At 54.8% G+C, this 18851-nt stretch carries 21 protein-coding genes, 1 tRNA gene and 1 other RNA gene; 13 read left to right on the forward strand and 10 right to left on the reverse strand.

Annotated elements, in window-relative coordinates; all coding sequences use genetic code 11:
* Positions 1-12: 12 nt before the first annotated feature.
* Both FHN83_RS20135 and FHN83_RS20140 read right to left on the reverse strand, forming a co-directional pair.
* Positions 13-690 (reverse strand): isochorismatase family protein, encoded by a 678-nt coding sequence (locus FHN83_RS20135; protein ID WP_138368607.1) that lies wholly within the window; start codon positions 688-690, stop codon positions 13-15.
* 20 nt (positions 691-710) lie between these two features.
* Positions 711-1571 (reverse strand): pirin family protein, encoded by an 861-nt coding sequence (locus tag FHN83_RS20140; RefSeq protein WP_139564743.1) that lies wholly within the window; start codon positions 1569-1571, stop codon positions 711-713.
* Between the two features lie 110 nt (positions 1572-1681).
* Between FHN83_RS20140 and FHN83_RS20145 the strand changes: the two genes are divergently transcribed.
* Positions 1682-2587 carry a LysR family transcriptional regulator gene (locus FHN83_RS20145; RefSeq protein ID WP_139564744.1) on the forward strand — a complete coding sequence of 302 codons (906 nt, stop codon included), beginning with the start codon at positions 1682-1684 and terminating at the stop codon, positions 2585-2587.
* A 182-nt stretch (positions 2588-2769) separates the two neighbouring features.
* Here FHN83_RS20145 and FHN83_RS20150 read toward each other — a convergent pair.
* The 3 genes from FHN83_RS20150 to FHN83_RS28645 form a co-directional block, all read right to left on the reverse strand.
* Positions 2770-2907, reverse strand: a non-coding RNA gene (locus tag FHN83_RS20150) — RtT sRNA.
* Between the two features lie 229 nt (positions 2908-3136).
* Positions 3137-3224, reverse strand: a tRNA-Ser gene (locus FHN83_RS20155).
* 100 nt (positions 3225-3324) lie between these two features.
* The gene (locus FHN83_RS28645; RefSeq protein WP_255296444.1) at positions 3325-3459 is read right to left on the reverse strand and encodes a hypothetical protein; all 135 of its coding nucleotides are present in this window, start codon (positions 3457-3459) and stop codon (positions 3325-3327) included.
* Between FHN83_RS28645 and ghrA the strand changes: the two genes are divergently transcribed.
* From ghrA to FHN83_RS20175, 4 genes are all read left to right on the forward strand, one after another.
* Complete coding sequence (gene ghrA / locus FHN83_RS20160; RefSeq protein WP_139564745.1) at positions 3452-4390, forward strand: glyoxylate/hydroxypyruvate reductase GhrA; 939 nt, start codon at positions 3452-3454, stop codon at positions 4388-4390. The two genes, FHN83_RS28645 and ghrA, sit on opposite strands and share 8 nt — an antisense overlap.
* Positions 4391-4473: 83 nt before the next feature.
* Positions 4474-5211: a phosphatase gene (locus tag FHN83_RS20165; RefSeq protein WP_039032320.1), complete on the forward strand. Its 738-nt coding sequence runs from the start codon at positions 4474-4476 to the stop codon at positions 5209-5211.
* Positions 5212-5231: 20 nt separating this feature from the next.
* A complete protein-coding gene (locus FHN83_RS20170; protein WP_139564746.1) occupies positions 5232-5786 on the forward strand; it encodes a TorD/DmsD family molecular chaperone in 555 nt (184 codons plus the stop codon).
* 96 nt (positions 5787-5882) lie between these two features.
* Positions 5883-6365 carry a DUF1097 domain-containing protein gene (locus FHN83_RS20175; RefSeq protein ID WP_139564747.1) on the forward strand — a complete coding sequence of 161 codons (483 nt, stop codon included), beginning with the start codon at positions 5883-5885 and terminating at the stop codon, positions 6363-6365.
* Positions 6366-6408: 43 nt separating this feature from the next.
* Here the strand turns inward: FHN83_RS20175 and csgG are convergent, their stop codons facing one another.
* Genes csgG through csgD form a run of 4 tightly spaced genes read right to left on the reverse strand, consistent with a single transcriptional unit; the run spans position 6409 to position 8740 of the window.
* Complete coding sequence (gene csgG / locus FHN83_RS20180; protein WP_039032323.1) at positions 6409-7242, reverse strand: curli production assembly/transport protein CsgG; 834 nt, start codon at positions 7240-7242, stop codon at positions 6409-6411.
* A gap of 26 nt (positions 7243-7268) precedes the next feature.
* Positions 7269-7682 (reverse strand): curli production assembly/transport protein CsgF, encoded by a 414-nt coding sequence (gene csgF, locus FHN83_RS20185; protein ID WP_039032324.1) that lies wholly within the window; start codon positions 7680-7682, stop codon positions 7269-7271.
* Positions 7683-7695: 13 nt separating this feature from the next.
* Complete coding sequence (csgE, locus tag FHN83_RS20190; RefSeq protein ID WP_039032325.1) at positions 7696-8085, reverse strand: curli production assembly/transport protein CsgE; 390 nt, start codon at positions 8083-8085, stop codon at positions 7696-7698.
* 4 nt (positions 8086-8089) lie between these two features.
* A complete protein-coding gene (gene csgD, locus FHN83_RS20195; protein ID WP_039032326.1) occupies positions 8090-8740 on the reverse strand; it encodes a biofilm master transcriptional regulator CsgD in 651 nt (216 codons plus the stop codon).
* Between the two features lie 742 nt (positions 8741-9482).
* Here csgD and csgB point away from each other — a divergent pair.
* The 6 genes from csgB to FHN83_RS20230 all read left to right on the forward strand — a co-directional run bounded on the left by csgB (position 9483) and on the right by FHN83_RS20230 (position 13311).
* Positions 9483-9932: a curli minor subunit CsgB gene (gene csgB / locus FHN83_RS20205; RefSeq protein WP_039032327.1), complete on the forward strand. Its 450-nt coding sequence runs from the start codon at positions 9483-9485 to the stop codon at positions 9930-9932.
* A gap of 40 nt (positions 9933-9972) precedes the next feature.
* Positions 9973-10422, forward strand: coding sequence for a curli major subunit CsgA (gene csgA / locus FHN83_RS20210; RefSeq protein WP_039032328.1), 450 nt, complete (start codon positions 9973-9975; stop codon positions 10420-10422).
* 59 nt (positions 10423-10481) lie between these two features.
* Positions 10482-10808, forward strand: coding sequence for a curli assembly chaperone CsgC (gene csgC / locus FHN83_RS20215; RefSeq protein ID WP_039032344.1), 327 nt, complete (start codon positions 10482-10484; stop codon positions 10806-10808).
* Between the two features lie 323 nt (positions 10809-11131).
* The gene (locus FHN83_RS28650; RefSeq protein ID WP_255296445.1) at positions 11132-11263 is read left to right on the forward strand and encodes a hypothetical protein; all 132 of its coding nucleotides are present in this window, start codon (positions 11132-11134) and stop codon (positions 11261-11263) included.
* A gap of 85 nt (positions 11264-11348) precedes the next feature.
* A complete protein-coding gene (ymdB, locus tag FHN83_RS20225; protein WP_039032330.1) occupies positions 11349-11891 on the forward strand; it encodes an O-acetyl-ADP-ribose deacetylase in 543 nt (180 codons plus the stop codon).
* Entirely contained in the window at positions 11827-13311 is a 1485-nt protein-coding gene (locus FHN83_RS20230; protein ID WP_176556545.1) for a phospholipase D family protein, read from the forward strand. The genes ymdB and FHN83_RS20230 overlap by 65 nt, the downstream gene beginning before the upstream one ends.
* Before the next feature lie 34 nt (positions 13312-13345).
* On the opposite strand, the gene mdoC is transcribed toward FHN83_RS20230, so the two are convergent.
* Positions 13346-14506 (reverse strand): glucans biosynthesis protein MdoC, encoded by a 1161-nt coding sequence (gene mdoC, locus FHN83_RS20235; protein ID WP_138368616.1) that lies wholly within the window; start codon positions 14504-14506, stop codon positions 13346-13348.
* Positions 14507-14779: 273 nt separating this feature from the next.
* Between mdoC and mdoG the strand changes: the two genes are divergently transcribed.
* Together mdoG and mdoH are read left to right on the forward strand one after the other, a co-directional pair.
* Positions 14780-16315, forward strand: coding sequence for a glucans biosynthesis protein MdoG (gene mdoG, locus FHN83_RS20240; protein WP_138368617.1), 1536 nt, complete (start codon positions 14780-14782; stop codon positions 16313-16315).
* Positions 16308-18836: a glucans biosynthesis glucosyltransferase MdoH gene (gene mdoH, locus FHN83_RS20245; protein WP_039032333.1), complete on the forward strand. Its 2529-nt coding sequence runs from the start codon at positions 16308-16310 to the stop codon at positions 18834-18836. Before mdoG ends, mdoH begins: the two co-directional genes overlap by 8 nt.
* Positions 18837-18851 lie beyond the last annotated feature (15 nt).

Below are 18851 nucleotides of genomic sequence, written 5' to 3' on the forward strand. Positions count from 1 at the left end.
TGGAGCGAGCCATTAGCGCTGTGAATCGAGCGCCTCACCGTTCTTCACCACCTCTTGCGCCTTGCCGTAGCTTTCAATCAGCAGCTGATACGCCGGGAAGATATGGGTATAGACTTCCGCCCACTGCGCCGCATCTTCACGATTCCAGGTGCGCTGGATCTCCGAGGCGACGGCGGCGGTATCCATTGGCACTACGCCTGCCTGCACCACACGCGCCAGGGTGATCTCCTGGGCCATTTTGCTGTAGGTGCCCGATGCGTCGATCACCGCAAACACCTTATAGCCGTCGGCCACCGCGCTGATTGACGGGAAGGCCATGCAGACGCTGGTGATGGTCCCGGCGATAATCAGCGTTTTACGTCCGGTCGCCTTCACGGCGGCCACGAACTCCGGGTTGTCCCAGGCGTTAATCTCACCTTTACGCGCCACGTACTGCGCATGCGGCGCATTGGCGTGGATCTCCGGGATCAGCGGCCCGTTTGGCCCCTGCGGCACGGAGGCCGTGGTGATCACCGGGATATTCGCCAGGCTGGCGATTTTCGCCAGCGCCGCGGCGCGGGCGCGCAGTTCCGGCATCGGCATGTCGCCGACGGTCTGGAACAGGCCGCTCTGGTGATCGATAAGCAGCATCACTGCATCATTCACATCAATCGCCGGACGTGCGCCGTTAAAGTTAGCGGGGGTAGACATGATTCTCTCCTTTATTACATTCAGATCTGACCAAAGCGGCCGGAATTGAAATCGCGAATGGCTTCGGCGATTTCGCTTTTACTGTTCATCACAAACGGGCCATAGCCCACAATCGGTTCATTCAGGGGCTCCCCGGCTATCAGCAGCACTTTGGCGTCGCTGCTGGCTTCCAGATGGAGCGTCTCTCCCTGCTGGCTCAGCACCGCCATCTGGGCTTCACCTGCCTCTGCGGTGTCGTTCACCGTCACGTTGCCCTCCAGCACCACCAGCGCGGTGCTCCAGCCTTCAGGCTGAGTCAGCGTGAGATGGCTGCCCTGACGCAGGGCGAGATCCCAGACGTTCAGCGGCGAGTAAGTGTGCGCCGGGCCGGTAGTCTCTTCGTAGCGACCGGCGATCACCCGCAGTGAGCCGCTGTTGTCAGGCAGCGTCACCACCGGAATTTGGCTTTTGGTGATGCTCTGATAGCCCGGTGTCGCCATCTTGTCTTTTGCGGGCAGGTTGACCCACAGCTGCATCATTTTTAGCTCGCCGCCTTTCTGCGCAAAGGCGCTGGAGTGGAACTCCTCATGCAGAATGCCGGCGCCCGCCGTCATCCACTGCACGTCCCCCGGGCCAATCACGCCGCCTTTACCGGTTGAGTCGCGATGCTCCACTTCGCCGGAATAGACGATGGTGACCGTTTCAAAGCCACGGTGGGGATGCTCACCCACGCCGCGTTTTGCGCCATCCGCCGGGAAGGTGTAAGGTCCGGCATAATCGAGCAGTAAAAACGGGCTCAGCGGCTCACCCTGTGTCTGGTAAGAAAACATCGAACGCACCGGGAAACCGTCGCCAACCCAGTGCTGACGGGGTGCGGTATAAATGCCTGTAACGTTTTTCATGGTGTTCTCCTGATGTTCTGTTGATGTAATTAGCTTATATTCAGGTTTAATATCCCGGTAGATAGTGAAAATAAGTTGCACTGTTCTGTTTATGGAACGATGAGGGCGTGATGCAGGATCTCAATGATTTCGTGTGGTTTGTGAAAGTGGTCGATCACGGTGGCTTTGCGGCGGCAGGTCGGGCGCTCGATCTGCCAAAATCCCGGCTCAGCCGACGGATAGCCCAGCTTGAGGCGCGGCTGGGCGTGCGTCTGATCCAGCGAACCACGCGCCAGTTTACGGTGACGGAGGTGGGGCAGACCTTCTATCAGCACTGCAAGGCGATGCTGGTGGAGGCCGAGGCGGCGGAAGAGGCGGTCGCGGCGTTGCAGGCTGAACCGCGCGGCATGGTGCGGATCACCTGCCCGGTCACGCTGCTGCACGTTCACGTTGGGCCGATGCTGGCAAGGTTTATGGCGCGCTATCCCGGCATTAATCTGCAGCTGGAAGCGACTAACCGGCGGGTGGACCTGGTGGCAGAGGGCATTGATGTAGCCATCCGGGTGCGTCCTCGTCCGTTTGACGACAGCGATCTGGTCCTGCGGGTGCTGGCCGACAGGGGGCATTGCCTGGTGGCGGGGCCAGAGCTGATTCAGCGCCTGGGTGTGCCGACAATGCCGTCGGAGCTCAGTGCCTGGCCCGGCTTGAGTCTGGGGGAGGGGAGGCAGATCCATAAGTGGGCGTTAAGCGGGCCCGAAGGGGCAAAGGCCGAGGTCCATTTTCAGCCGCGCCTTATTACCACCGACATGCTGGCGCTGCGTGAAGCAGCGATGGAGGGGGTAGGGCTGGTGCAGTTACCCATTTTGATGGTCAAAGACCAGCTGGCGTCCGGGGCGTTAATAAAAGTGCTGGAGGCATGGGAGCCGCGGCGGGAAGTTATTCACGCGGTTTATCCCTCACGGCGCGGGCTGTTGCCGTCAGTCAGAACGTTGGTGGATTTTTTGACGGAGGAGTATGCGAGGATGGTGGAGGAATGATTGGGGGTCAGGTTTTGATTTTATAGGTCGGGTAAGCGAAGCGCCACCCGTCGCTTTTTTCCCCTCTCCCCTTTGGGGAGAGGGTCAGGGTGAGGGGCCCAGCCCGCACGGTGCCGCATCTGGCTCCGGGAGAATATAAAAGAAAAGAGCCCGTACTTGCGTACGAGCTCTCATCTCGAATATGGCGGTGAGGGGGGGATTGACTCGCTGCGCTCGCCCTGCGGGCAGCCTGTTCGCTGCGCTCTCAGTCTGTCCAACTGGCTTCGCCAGTTGTCGAACCCTCGGTCGGGGGTTCTCATCCCCCCCTGCAGGCGTGCACTATGCGAAAAAAAAGCCCGCATTTTCATGCGAGCTCTTCTTTAAATATAGCGGTGAGGGGGGGATTGACTCGCTGCGCTCGCCCTGCGGGCAGCCTGTTCGCTGCGCTCTCAGTCTGTCCAACTGGCTTCGCCAGTTGTCGAACCCTCGGTCGGGGGTTCTCATCCCCCCTGCAGGCGTGCACTATGCGAAAAAAAAGCCCGCATTTTCATGCGAGCTCTTCTTTAAATATGGCGGTGAGGGGGGGATTCGAACCCCCGATACGTTGCCGTATACACACTTTCCAGGCGTGCTCCTTCAGCCACTCGGACACCTCACCATATTGTTATCCCGTTGCTGCCGGGACGGGCGCTAATGTAAGGAAAAGCCTGACTGACGTCAATCAACTTTTTCAGTAAATTAGCGCGTTAAGACAAACTTCAACCAACATGATTTTTAATTGCGCTGAAAGCGCCTTTTTTATCAACAACACCCCGGTCGCAAATTTTGTTATGCTGCAATGCAGTTGAAAATGAACGTAAAACAGCGCAACAGAAGGCAATCGCAATGGACATTATTTTTTACCACCCGACATTTGATAACGCTTACTGGATAAAAACACTCTCGGCGGCGCTGCCGGGCGCGCGGGTACGGGAGTGGAAGCGCGGCGATAATGAACCGGCAGATTACGCTCTGGTGTGGCATCCGCCAGTTGAAATGCTGCAGGGCCGTAACCTGAAAGCGGTATTTGCCCTCGGGGCCGGGGTGGACTCGATCCTCAGCAAGCTCAAGGCGCACCCGGAAATGCTGGCGGAGTCGATCCCTCTGTTCCGCCTCGAAGACACAGGTATGGGCCAGCAGATGCAGGAGTATGCCGTAAGCCAGGTGCTGCACTGGTTCCGCCGGTTCGACGACTATCAGGCGCTGAAAAAGCAGGCTCGCTGGGAACCGCTGGCCGATTACCCGCGCGAAGAATTTACCATTGGCATTCTCGGCGCCGGGGTATTGGGATCGAAAGTGGCCGAGGCGCTGGCTCCCTGGGGCTTCCCGCTGCGCTGCTGGAGCCGTACCCGCAAGAGCTACCCTGGCGTCACCAGCTTTGCCGGGAAAGAAGAACTGCCGCAGTTTTTACAGGGCACGCGGGTGCTGATTAACCTGCTGCCGAATACGGCTGAAACCGTCGGCATCATCAATAAAAACCTTATCAGCCAGCTGGCGGATAACAGCTATCTGATGAACCTGGCGCGCGGCGTACACGTGGTGGAGGCCGATCTGCTGGCGGCGCTTGAGAGCGGCAAGCTGAAAGGCGCGATGCTGGATGTCTACAGCAAAGAGCCGTTACCCGCTGACAATGCCCTGTGGGCGCACCCGCGCGTGGCGATGACGCCGCACATTGCAGCAGTGACGCGTCCGGCAGAAGCCATCGACTATATTGCCCGCACCATCTTCCAACTGGAGAAGGGCGAGCAGGTCACCGGGCAGGTCGACAGACAGCGCGGTTACTGAGTCAAACCCGGCGATTGCCGGGTTTTTGCTAATAAACGCCCGGGATAACTGCTATCCTTTGGGAAACACGAGAGGAGAGAACGATGTACCCCGTTGACCTGCATATGCACACCGTCGCCAGTACCCACGCCTACAGCAACCTTCATGACTACATCGCCCAGGCTAAACAAAAGCACATCAAACTCTTTGCGATCACCGATCATGGCCCGGATATGGCTGATGCGCCGCACTACTGGCACTTTGTGAATATGCGCATCTGGCCACGGGTGGTGGACGGCGTCGGGATCCTGCGCGGCATTGAAGCCAATATCAAAAACACCCAGGGTGAAATTGACTGTACCGGCCCGATGCTCACCTCTCTGGATCTGATCCTCGCCGGTTTTCACGAGCCGGTTTTCGCGCCTCAGGATCGGGCGACCAACACCGAGGCGATGATCGCCACTATCGCCAGCGGTAACGTACATATCATCAGCCATCCGGGTAACCCGAAATATCCCATCGACATTCAGGCTGTCGCCCGGGCGGCGGCAGAGCATCGCGTGGCGCTGGAGATCAACAACTCCTCCTTTATTCACTCCCGCAAGGGCAGTGAAGCGAACTGCCGGGCAGTAGCGGCGGCGGTGAAGGAGGCCGGTGGCTATGTGGCGCTGGGGTCGGATTCCCACACTGCCTTCACGCTGGGTGATTTTAGCGAATGCCGCAAAGTCCTCGACGATGTAGACTTCCCGGAAGATCGCATTCTGAACGTCACGCCGCGCCGGATGCTGGATTTCCTCGAGTCGCGCGGCATGGCGCCAATTGCTGAATTTGCCGAATTTTAACTGTGTAATGGACTAATTAAATGAACGAGTTTTCCATCCTCTGTCGCGTACTGGGTTCTCTTTACTATCGCCAGCCGCAGGATCCGCTGCTGGTGCCGCTGTTAACCTTGATCCGCGAAGGCAAGCTGGCCCAGAACTGGCCGCTTGAGCAGGATGAGCTGTTGCAGCGTCTGCAGAACAGCTGTGATATGCAGCAGGTGGCCGCTGATTACAATGCGCTGTTTGTGGGCGAAGAGTGCCGCGTGTCGCCGTATCGCTCCGCATGGGAAGAGGGCGCAACCGAAGCCGAAGTGCGCGCGTTTCTCTCTGCACGCGGGATGCCGTTGACCGATACCCCGGCCGATCATATCGGTACGCTGCTGCTGGCGGCCTCGTGGATTGAAGATCATGCGGCGGAAGATGAAAACGAGGCGCTGGAAACCCTGTTTGGGGAGTACATCCTGCCGTGGTGCGGGGCGTTTCTCGGTAAGGTCGAAGCGCATGCCACCACTCCATTCTGGCGCACCATGGCGCCACTCACCCGTGACGCCATTGCCGCTATGTGGGACGAACTGCAGGAAGAGAATGAAGAGTGATTTAGATCACTCTTTACATGTAACAGCAAATCTCAATTTGCATATTATGTGTTCCTGATCGCATTTCATGGCCGCGTATCTGCTAAGATGCGCGCCATGAACATACTACTCTCTATCGCAATCACGACAGGCATCCTCTCCGGGATATGGGGTTGGGTTGCCGTCTCTCTCGGACTCCTCAGCTGGGCGGGCTTCCTCGGCTGCACGGCCTACTTTGCCTGCCCGCAGGGCGGCGTGAAGGGGCTGTTTATCTCGGCATGTACCCTAATGAGCGGCGTGGCCTGGGCGATGATTATCATCCACGGCAGCGCGCTGGCACCGCATCTGGAAATCCTGGGCTACGTCATGACCGGCGTGGTGGCGTTTCTGATGTGCATTCAGGCAAAACATCTGCTGCTGTCATTTGTCCCTGGCACCTTTATGGGGGCCTGCGCCACCTTTGCAGGGCAGGGGGACTGGAAGCTGGTGGTGCCTTCGCTGGCGTTGGGGCTGGTGTTTGGTTACGCCATGAAAAACAGCGGACTGTGGCTGGCGGCGCGACGGGAACGAACGCGCAACGTCACGGCGCTGAGCAAATAAAAAAAGGCGAGACCCGGGTCTCGCCTTTTTAATGCGCTTTCTGTCAGGATTCTGGCGGCGTCGACATCTCGCGGTATTTCACCAGAATATCGTTTTTCACTTCGTTTTTGTTTTGCAGGTCCCACAGTCCGCGATCGATACCGTCGTTAATCAGGAAGATCACCCCGGTTTCTATTGCTGACATCAGGCAGAGCATGACCGGCTCGTTAGAGGTATAGCCGATTTCGCCTTCCAGCAGACGCTGGTAGTCGATGAAGCGGAACACCCCGGCCTGCACTTCGTACGAGAGAATTGTTTTGCTGGTGGTAACGGACGACAGGATTTCGCCGGTACTGACGTTGACCACACGCAGGTTCACCGCAATCTGGTCAAGCTGGTACTGCGTATCGCCGCCGATACCGAAGTAACGGGCCCCCACACCGCCCGATTTCACGTTACTTTCGTAGCCGATAATCGAACCTTCAACCATGACGTTCGCTGCCGTAAGCGAATGCAACGGAATACGGTTGTTCATCGCTACGGTACCGTTATCCTGCGCAGCACGAATGATCTTACGTTCGTTGAGCAGGTTCTGCAGACCCTGGCGTTCCAGAGGAATAAACCAGCGAGAATCTTTTAACGCAGTGACCAGCATGGCGGTGGCGCTTTGCGGTACAGCCGTTGAGAAGTTACTTGCCGGATACGGTTTAAATTGCCCGGTTTCATCCTGAATATTATAAACCGACACGTAAATCTTACCCGTTGGCAATGGCAATTTGGTTAAATCACGATAGCTCTGGGCGCGAGGCATTAATGTCGGTTTCGCTGCTTCTTTCGGCGGAGCAGTTAAACAACCGCTCAATAAGCACACTGCAACAAGGAGGAGAAAGCGCTGCATGATTATTGTCCTTATCTCGACATTTTTTAAAAGTCGGTAGAATTGTTTTGCAAGCCCGCAACCTGAATGGTGGAGGTTTTCCCCGTTTTCCGGTCTGTCACGTTCAGCTGCATTTGACCGTCCGCATTGGCGATGTCGACAATAAAGTCGCTGGTCACCATACGGCCGGGTGTGCCGGTATTAATATTGGTAAGCAGTCCGCCCAGAACCTGGGCCTGAATTGCCTGGGTAAAGTTATCCAGCGCGCTCGGGGTTTCAATACCAAAATCATCAGAGCTTGGATCCGTATAGGAGTTTTGCGCCTGCGCCGAGTTTAAAAGGAAAGATCCGTTATTTGGGTTTCCACCAAAGTTCGGGTTGCGGAACTGGAAGGTCATATTTCCGGCCCAACTCAGAGATGGAATTAGCATTAAAGCTACAACTGCATGGACAACACGCATGAATGCCTCCGAATTAAAATTCGTCTTGCGCTAAATCGCCGGTACTCAGCAGAGCCTTATCGATCTGCAGACGATTTAATGCCTCTTCGGTTTGAGCCAGAGCAAAGACCACGTTTTTATCCAGGTCAGTTTTCGAGGGGTATAAGAAGGTCTGGAAAATAACGTCCTGATTAACCGTTATTGTGATCCAGCTTCCCCATCGTGCACTGGGCCGTTCATTGATCGTTAAGTTACCGGGATAGTCACTTTCCCATTTGTCGCTAAAGCCACGATAGAAAGCATGGCCGACAGCCGAGACGGTGTGGTCAGTTAACAATCCAGGTATCTCAACTTCAACCGCATGAAGATTCCCGGCAGCAAGCCACAGGCCTGCTGCGGTAATCCAACTCATTGTGCGTTTCATACTGTTAACGCCTGAGGTTATCATTCGCCCATGAAACCGCCTGAGTCCGGTTTTTGACAGCTATCTTCTTGAAAAGATTATAAAGATGGGTCTTAACCGTATTTTCGCTGATAAATAACGAACGGGCGATTTCAATATTTGAAGCACCTATACGTAATTTATTCAGAATCTCTTTTTCGCGATGGGTCAGCAAAGCGGACTCTGAACTGTTATAGCGATAATTTCCGGAATGCGTGATGAGGTAGCTGGCAAGTTTCTGCGAAAAATAGCATTCCCCACGCAGTACTCCCTGCAGGCCATCCACCACGCGTGTCTCGTCCTCGTTGACATAAAAGACACCGTTGATATGTGGCCAACTTTCAATATCCCTGAATGGGTATTCTTCAGGAGTATTTAACAACAATACACGGATATTGTTGTTTTTCCTGCTTAAAATATCTTGCCAGTATTGGATAAGTTTTTTATCCGCTTCCATCATATCGAAAAGAATAATGCTGCCAGGAGCAATGTCATCGAAAGAGCGTTGAATGCTATGCAATTTTCCGCTCAACGTTAAGCTATGCTTTAAATGCTGTAGTAAAGCTGTCGCCTGTAAAGAAGGTTTGGTGACTAACAATAAAGTCTGACCATGCAAGCTTTGGACTTCATTAAACATGATGAAACCCCTTTTTTGAACATCTGGCAGCTGCCCCCAATATATATTGGGGGCACCAGAAGTACTGACAGATGTGCACTGCTGTGTGTAGAAGAAAGACCATATCCCTTGAGAGAAGGGAAAATAAAATTAACAATGCCGAACTTCTGTTTTCAATCTAGCTATTACGATTTTTAAAGCAAGTGTTAAACTTGTAACAAGATGTAAAAATCAATATTACTTTGTAAAAAATGAGTTCATGAATTGCTTAGGAATCATTAAAAAGTTGTACACATTGTTATTGATGCACACATTTTAAAAATCATACAAATAACGATATGTTTATGATTTTTATAGGTTATATTATTTTGTCAATATGTGTAGTCAGGTATGAGCTTGTTCAAAAAGCTAAGTCTATTTTTACAATGTGTAAACGTCTTAAGAAATCACGAGGTTTGTCACGCAATCATGGATATATCCGTTTTCCCTTCTGCAGAGCAGACGAAACGGCAAATCTGCCAAATTGACGATTTTGATTTTTGCAAACTGAAAAAGACGCTTTTTGCACCCCTCTAAAATCGTTGTATCGCCACAGTATTTAATTTTATTTAATACTTTGGGGTGAACGAAAGAATAAAAATACAACTGGCGGGTGAGATATTAAAATTGTTTCGGCAGACATACTCTTCATCGTAACGCCGGGTTAACAAAATATTTGTTCTTGTTAACGCAGTTATTATACCACCAGGTCCAGGGTGATAACATGAAGAACAAATTGTTATTGATGTTGACATTACTGGGTGCACCTGGATTTGTTTTCGCAACGACTGATTTAGCAGCGTCAGAATACAATTTCGCGGTTAATGAGCTAAGCAGATCCTCATATAACCAGGCAGCTATCATTGGACAAACTGGCGTGAATAACAATGCCAACGTTCAACAGCAAGGTCAGAAATTGTTATCTGTCGTTTCTCAGGAGGGCGGAAATAATCGGGCGAACATTGATCAATCAGGCAGTTACAACCTTGCCTATATAGATCAAAAAGGGAACTCGAACAATGCGAGTATTAATCAAGGTGCATATGGTAATACCGCAGTGATTATTCAGAAAGGTTCTGGTAATAAAGCGAATATTACGCAGTATGGTACGCAAAAAACGGCAGTTGTAGTGCAGAGACAGTCGCAGATGGCGATTCGCGTTATTCAACGCTAGCTATTGGGCGATAATTAATCAATCCGATGGGGGCTTTACAATGAAACTTTTAAAAGTGGCAGTAATTGCAGCAATCGTGGTTTCTGGCAGTGCTATGGCTGGTTCTATTCCACAATGGGGTAATAACCATGGTGGTGGCGGAAATAACAACGTCAGCCCAGAATCGCTGACCGTTTATCAATACGGTGGCCGTAACAATGTGGACGCTTTGCAAAGCGATGCACGTGGGTCTGAAATTACTGTTCGTCAGAATGGTTTCGGTAACGATGCTGACCTGTCTCAGGGCGCTGACAGCAGCGAAATCAGCCTGACCCAGCGTGGCCAGGGTAACGAAGCGACCATCAGCCAGTGGAGCGGTCGTGACCTCTCTGCGACTGTTAGCCAGTCTGGTGGCCGTAACGAAGTCGATCTTCGTCAAACTATGAACGGCGCTACTGCTAACATTACTCAGGTTGGCTTCGGCAACACCGTGACTGCTGGCCAGTACTAATACTGCCGCTGAACGTCGAAAAACAGGGCTGAGGCCCTGTTTTTTTTTGGGAGAAAATGATGAATACACTTCTATTGCTTGCCGCGCTAACCAGTCAGATTACCTTTCAGACCTCCACCGAAGGTGAGATGGTCACTATTATTCCTCAGGTGACCGTTACGGAACCCTGCTTATGCCAGGTGCAGATCCTCACCTCGCGCAGCGGCCCCGGTGGGCAGAGCACCTCGCGCCAGCAAAACACCGTCTCATTGCCAGCTAATAAAACGGTCAACCTTTCCCGCATGACCCTCAATTCCGGGCCCAATGACAAGGTCAACGTCATTGTGACGGTGTCGGATGGGAAATCGCTGCACTTATCACAGCAGTGGCCGCCGTCTAAAGGCTAATGATTGAAATATTCATAAAATCAATAAATTAATTGATGTGGCGAAAATGTTACTCCATTGTTATTCTCATGTTGCTGGTGTCGTCGATGCCAGCCGATAGCCCCTGTGAGGGCTCGTTGTTTAAGGATCAGGGACGATTGTCATTGAGGAGTATACCGATGGTCACGTTCCGTAATGCCCTTGCCGCAGCGTCTTTGTTTGCCGTAACGCTCGCTCCCGCTTTCGCCAATGTTATTCATTTCACCGGACAGATTGTTGAAGACCCGTGCAATATCACGCCTGATTCACACAGGTTGTCCATTACCTGCCCGCAGGATAAAAAGATGACGACCCAACAGGTAAGCTATCAGGAGGCGATCAACGGCAATGTTCCCGCTGCAGACCGCGCCACCGTCAGCATGAAGTACATTAACCCGCAAAAATCTCTCGCCATCGTGCAGGTTGATTACCGCTAAGGCGGAGCCGTTTTCTGTCAACCTGGCTGCCACAACCCAACCTCTGCGATACACTTAAGAAAAAAGCGGTATCCAGAGGTTGCTTATGTACTCCCGAATTGAAGTCTTTCATGGTGATATCACCACGCTGCATGTTGATGTGGTGGTCAATGCTGCCAATCCTTCCTTAATGGGCGGGGGCGGCGTGGACGGCGCTATCCACAGGGCGGCGGGACCCGCTCTGCTTGAGGCCTGCAAGCTGGTGCGCCAGCAGCAGGGCGAGTGCGCCCCGGGGCACGCGGTGATTACCCTCGCAGGCGATCTGCCCGCCAAAGCGGTGATCCACACCGTCGGACCCGTCTGGCATGGGGGAGAGCAGCATGAAGCACGTATCCTTGAAGAGGCCTACCGCAACAGCCTGAATCTGGCGGCAGCCAACGGTTACCGCACCCTGGCATTCCCCGCAATAAGCACTGGCGTTTACGGTTATCCCCGTGCGGCAGCAGCAGAAATCGCCGTAAATACGGTTTCGGATTATCTCACCCGCAAGCCTCTGCCGGAGCGGGTATACTTTGTCTGTTATGATGAAGAAAATGCCCGGCTATACCAGCGACTGCTTACCCAACGAGGACAGGAAACCGACGCATAATACGCGACTGGGGCGTGCTATCGCGCCGGTCAGCTCTGCTCACCCTGGACTTTGCGGCCTTCTTCCCCTTGATAACAGTCTTGACGCCTTCGCCTGCCGCTACCGGCTGGCGGAGATGGCGGAAAAGACGTTAGATGTTCAGTACTACATCTGGGAAGACGACATGTCAGGACGGCTGTTGTTTTCCGTACTATTGTCCGCCGCCATGCGCGGGGTACGCGTGCGCCTGTTGCTCGATGATAACAACACCCAGGGGCTGGACAGCATCCTGCGCCTGCTGGACGCCCATCCCAATTTCTCTGTCCGGCTGTTCAATCCTTTCTCCTTCCGCACCCTGCGCGCGCTGGGTTATCTCACCGATTTCGCGCGACTTAACCGCCGGATGCACAACAAGAGTTTTACCGTCGACGGCGAGGTCACCATCATTGGCGGACGCAACGTCGGCGATGCCTATTTTGGCGCGGGCGAAGAGCCGCTCTTTTCCGATCTGGATGTGATGGCGACCGGCCCCGTGGTGCAGGACGTCGCGGATGATTTTGAGCGTTACTGGAACTGCGCGTCGGTCTCCACGCTCCAGCAGGTTCTGGAACTCTCTGAAGCCGAAATCGAGGATAAAATTCATCCGCCGGAGGAGTGGTACCGGGACGATATTACCCGACGCTATCTGGATAAACTCCAGTCCAGCGACTTTATTACCAATCTTGAAGCGGGCAATTTACCGCTGATCTGGGCAAAAACCCGGCTGCTTAGCGACGATCCGCGTAAAGGGCAGGGCAGGGCGAAACGCCACTCCCTGCTGCCGCAGCGTTTACTGGACGTGATGGGCTCACCGGTGGAGCAAATTACGATTATCTCGGCCTATTTTGTGCCGACCCGGGCCGGGGTGGCGCTGCTGCTGCAGATGGTGCGCAAAGGGGTTAAGGTTGCCATCATGACCAACTCCCTGGCCGCCAACGACGTCTCTGTGGTTCATGCCGGCTACGCCCGCTGGCGCAAAAAATTGCTTCGTCACGGCATCGAGCTTTATGAGCTGAAGCCCACCCAGGACGGTGTCCCGCCGGCGCACGACCGCGGGATCACCGGGAACTCCGGCTCCAGCCTGCATGCCAAGACGTTCAGCGTCGACGGCGAGAAAGTGTTTATTGGTTCGCTCAACTTTGATCCCCGCTCCACCATGCTCAATACCGAGATGGGTTTTGTCATCGAGAGCGAGAAGCTGGCGAGACTGATCCATACCCGGTTCGTGCGCAGCCAGCGTCACGAAGCCTGGCAAATTCGGCTGGATAAGCTCGGGCGTCTGAACTGGATCGAGCGCAAGGACGGGCAGGAGATCGTGCATAAAAAGGAGCCCAAAACCCGCTTCTGGCAGCGGGTTCTGGTGCGTCTGGTTTACTGGCTGCCGGTAGAGTGGCTGCTGTGATGACGCGCCGGTTCAGTGACCGGCGCAAAAATGCTTAGCTGGTGGCCTGCGGGGTGTTATTCGCTTTCGTGGCCGGTTTGCCCGAAAACAGGAAGCGCAGCAGCGGAATACGCAGATGGATTTCATAGAGCACAATCGCAATCCCTACCACAAAGACCAGGCCGCAGATAAAGCCGAGCAGGTTTGAGCTGATATGCGGCGTGATGTACGCGCCAAAGAACAGCGTCAACGGATGGTGCACCAGATAGATGAACAGCGAGGCGTTAACGAAATAGGTGACGCGCGCGGATTTAAAGTTCAGCAGGCGGTGACCCAGGGCAAAGACCACGTTGACCATCCACAGACCCAGCAGCATGGTGATCACGCTTTCGGTTTCATACATCCACGCATCGCCGCTGCCATAACGCTGGTTGAGCAGATAGGCGATAAACGCCAGCAGCGCCCCGAGAGTGCAGCCACGCGACGGCGTGGTGAACAGGGCTTTCAGCTTCGGATGGACAAACGCCAGCGCGCCGATCAGGAAGAATGGCAGGTAGAACAGGGTCTGCATCACCACAAAATTGAACAGGCCATCGCTGAGGATCGGCGAACAGACGATGAGCAGCGTGCGGCGCAGCGCGGCATAGGCGATACCCAGCACCAGAAACAGCACTGACAGTTTGCCCCAGCTGATATCGGCAAAAAACGCGTCCGAGCGGGCGCTCAGATGATGGCGCATACGGCTGAACAGCCACAGGCTGACGGTGGTCATCACCACCAGCACTAGCAGGAACCACAGGTGCGAGACCAGCTCCCAGGCCAGCGTGTTGTATTTATCGTACAGCGACAGGCTGTGCCAGGTGTCGGCTTTGCCTTTGACATACTGCAGCATAATGAATTGCGGCAGCGTCAACAGGGGAATGGCGGTAAGCATCGGAATGCCGACGCGCTCCACGCGCACTTTCCACCAGCGCTTAAGCGGGTAGCGCAAAAAAAGCATGTAAGAGAAGTAGCCCGAAATAACGAAAAAGACCTGCATCCGGAAGGAGTGGATAAAATCGTTAAACAGCGTCAGCCACCATGACGACTCCGCACTATTGACGTGCCAGACGTGGCTCGAATAAATCAAGGAAATGTGAAACGGGATCCCCAGCAGCATGAGCCAGGCCCGGATAGAATCAAGGAAATATTCGCGTTGTGCGGGTACGGTACTCATATAACGTTGCGCATTCTCAGACTTTTCGTCTTATCCCTAAGACCAATAGTGTTTACATTCGGTGCCAACCCTACACGAAGTCTGACACACTGTCTCCAGGATAAGCACGCAAAGTGAAAACGGGTTACTTTCACTTGCTTAATCCATGAGCCAGCACGCTGAACAAAGCGGTGATTATGTTGTCGGAATGCCTGATTTTCCATTAAAATGGATCGGATCGATATAAGCACACAAAGGGGGAAGTGCTTACTTATTATGAAACATAAACCACAAATGATGAAAATGCGTTGGTTAGGAGCGGCAGTCCTGTTGTCTCTGTATACCTCATCGGCCCTGGCCTTTACCATCGACGACGTCGCAAAACAGGCAAAATCGATGGCCGGTAAAGGGTACGAAGCGCCAAAAAGTAACTTACCCTCCGTTTTCCGCGACATGAAATATGCGGACTATCAGCAGATCCAGTTTAATCACGATAAAGCGTACTGGAATAAAATTAAGACCCCGTTCAAGCTCGAGTTTTATCATCAGGGGATGTACTTCGACACGCCGGTCACCATTAATGAAGTGACCTCTAACGCGGTACGCAAAATCAAGTATAGCCCGGACTATTTCAATTTCGGCAACGTACAACACGACAAAGACACCGTGAAAGATCTGGGCTTCGCGGGCTTTAAAGTGCTTTATCCCATCAACAGTAAAGATAAAAACGACGAAATTGTCAGCATGTTGGGGGCAAGCTATTTCCGTGTGATCGGCGGCGGCCAGGTTTACGGCCTCTCTGCGCGTGGTCTGGCGATTGATACCGCCCTGCCTTCCGGAGAAGAGTTCCCGCGCTTTCGCGAGTTCTGGATCGAGCGTCCAAAACCAACGGACAAACGCCTGACCATCTATGCGCTGCTGGACTCCCCGCGTGCAACCGGCGCCTATCGCTTTGTGATTATTCCGGGCCGCGATACCGTGGTCGACGTGCAGTCTAAAGTCTATCTGCGCGACAAGGTTGGCAAACTGGGCGTAGCGCCGCTGACCAGTATGTTCCTGTTCGGGCCAAACCAGCCGTCTTCAGTCAGCAACTTCCGCCCGGAACTGCATGACTCTAACGGTCTGTCGATCCTGGCCGGAAACGGCGAGTGGATCTGGCGTCCGCTGAACAACCCGAAACACCTGGCGGTAAGCAGCTTCAGCATGGAAAACCCGCAGGGGTTTGGTCTGCTGCAGCGCGGTCGTCAGTTCTCCCGCTTTGAAGATCTGGACGATCGTTACGATCTGCGCCCGAGCGCCTGGATCACTCCGAAAGGCGACTGGGGCAAAGGTAAAGTTGAGCTGGTAGAGATCCCGACCAACGACGAAACCAACGACAACATCGTCGCCTACTGGACGCCGGACCAGCTGCCGGAAGCCGGCAAAGAGATGAACTTCAACTACAGCATCACCATGAGCCGCGATGAAGACAAGCTGCATGCGCCAGAAAGCGCGTATGTGCTGCAGACCCGCCGTTCAACGGGTGATGTGAAACAGTCTAATCTGATTCGCCAGCCTGATGGCACCATCGCGTTTGTTGTCGATTTCACCGGCCAGGATATGAAAAAACTGGCACCGGAAACCCCGGTCACCGCTCAGGCGAGCATTGGTGATAACGGCGAAATCGTTGAGAACAGCGTGCGTTATAACCCGGTCACCAAAGGCTGGCGTTTAACCCTGCGCGTGAAGGTAAAAGACGCGAAACAGCCGACTGAAATGCGCGCCGCTCTGGTGAACGCAGACCAGCCGTTGAGTGAAACCTGGAGCTATCAGCTACCTGCCAATGAATAAGATAACTGAGTATATCGATGCCATGCCGCTGACCGATATCGAGAAGGCGGCACTGCCGAAGGGTGACATCAGTGCGGTTCATACCGCGCTGGATGCCGATCATCATCCGTTTACCCGTGAAGATGATACCCCGCTGGGCTCGGTGAAAAGCCGTCTCGAGCAGGCCTGGCCCGATTCACTGGCCGAAGGCCAGCTGATTCGCGATGACGAAGGGCGCGCCCAGCTTGAGGCGATGCCGAAAGCGACGCGCTCCTCGATGTTCCCGGATCCGTGGCGCACCAACCCGGTGGGCCGTTTCTGGGATCGCCTGCGCGGTCGCGACACCAACCCGCGCTACCTCTCTCGCCTGTCTAAAGAGCAGCAGGCCAGCGAGGAAAAATGGCGTACCGTCGGGAGTATTCGCCGCTACATCCTGCTGCTGCTGACCATCGCGCAGACCGTCGTCGCCACCTGGTATATGAAGACCATTCTGCCTTACCAGGGCTGGGCGCTGATCAATCCTGCCGATATGTTCGACCAGGATCTGCTGGTGTCGTTTATGCAGCTGCTGCCGTACATTCTGCAAAGCGGCATCCTGCTGCTGTTCGCCATTCTCTTCTGCTGGGTATCGGCCGGTTTCTGGACCGCGCTGATGGGCTTCCTGCAGCTGTTGATAGGCCGGGATAAGTACAGCATTTCCCACTCGACGGTAGGGGATGAACCCCTTAATCCTGAACACCGTACGGCGCTGATCATGCCTATCTGTAACGAAGACGTGGATCGTGTCTTCGCCGGCCTGCGCGCCACCTGGGAGTCGGTGAAAGCTACCGGCAACGCCGAACACTTCGACGTTTACATCCTGAGTGACAGCTACGACCCGGACATCTGCGTGGCAGAACAGAAGGCGTGGATGGAGCTGATTGCCGAAGTGCAGGGCGAAGGGCAGATCTTCTACCGCCGTCGTCGCCGTCGCGTGAAGCGTAAAAGCGGCAACATCGATGACTTCTGCCGTCGCTGGGGCAATCAGTACAGCTACATGGTGGTGCTGGATGCCGACTCGGTGATGACCGGTGAGTGTCTGACGGGCCTTGTGCGCCTGATGGAAGCTAACCCGAATGCCGGGATCATCCAGTCGTCGCCAAAAGCGTCGGGCATGGACACGCTGTACGCCCGTTGCCAGCAGTTTGCTACCCGCGTGTACGGACCGCTGTTTACCGCCGGTCTGCACTTCTGGCAGCTGGGTGAGTCGCACTACTGGGGTCATAACGCCATTATCCGCGTCCAGCCGTTCATTGAGCACTGTGCGCTGGCGCCGCTGCCGGGTGAAGGCTCGTTTGCGGGCTCGATCCTGTCGCACGACTTCGTGGAAGCCGCGCTGATGCGTCGTGCCGGTTGGGGGGTGTGGATCGCCTACGACCTGCCGGGCTCCTATGAAGAGCTGCCGCCGAACCTGCTGGATGAACTGAAGCGTGACCGCCGCTGGTGTCACGGGAACCTGATGAACTTCCGTCTGTTCCTCGTGAAAGGGATGCACCCGGTACACCGTGCCGTGTTCCTGACCGGCGTGATGTCCTACCTCTCCGCGCCGCTGTGGTTTATGTTCCTGGCCCTGTCGACCGCGTTGCAGGTGGTTCACGCCCTGACCGAGCCGCAGTACTTCCTGCAGCCGCGCCAGCTGTTCCCGGTGTGGCCGCAGTGGCGTCCTGAGCTGGCGATAGCGCTCTTTGCCTCGACGATGGTGCTGCTGTTCCTGCCGAAGCTGCTGAGTATCGTGCTGATCTGGTGCAAGGGCTCGAAGGAGTACGGCGGTTTCTTCCGCGTGACCCTCTCCCTGCTGCTGGAAGTGCTGTTCTCCGTGCTGCTGGCGCCGGTGCGTATGCTGTTCCATACCGTCTTCGTGGTCAGCGCGTTCCTCGGCTGGGAAGTGGTCTGGAACTCGCCGCAGCGTGATGACGACTCCACCCCGTGGAGCGAAGCCTTTATGCGTCACGGTTCCCAGATGCTGTTGGGTTTGGTCTGGGCGGTGGGCATGGCGTGGCTGGATCTGCGCTTCCTGTTCTGGCTGGCACCGATTGTCTTCTCGCTGATCCTGTCGCCGTTCGTGTCGGTGATCTCCAGCCGCTCGACGGTGGGTCTGCGCACCAAACGCTGGAAGCTGTTCCTGATCCCGGAAGAGTATTCACCGCCGCAGGTGCTGGTGGATACCGATCGCTATCTGGAGCTCAATCGCAGCCGTTCGCTGGAAGATGGCTTTATGCACGCGGTGTTTAACCCGTCATTCAACGCCCTGGCTATCGCGATGGCGACAGCCCGTCACCGTGCCAGCCGTGTGCTGGAGATCGCCCGCGATCGTCACGTTGAGCAGGCGCTGAACGAGACGCCGGAGAAGCTGAACCGCGATCGTCGTCTGGTGCTGCTGAGCGACCCTGTGACCATGGCGCGTTTGCATCATCGTGTGTGGTCCGCTCCGGAGAAATACTCTTCATGGGTGAACCATTATCAGACGCTGAAGCTGAATCCGCTGGCGTTGAAAGGGAAGTGATGCGCCGGGTGGCGC

This window comes from Leclercia adecarboxylata (assembly GCF_006171285.1).
Lineage (GTDB): Bacteria > Pseudomonadota > Gammaproteobacteria > Enterobacterales > Enterobacteriaceae > Enterobacter > Enterobacter barmai.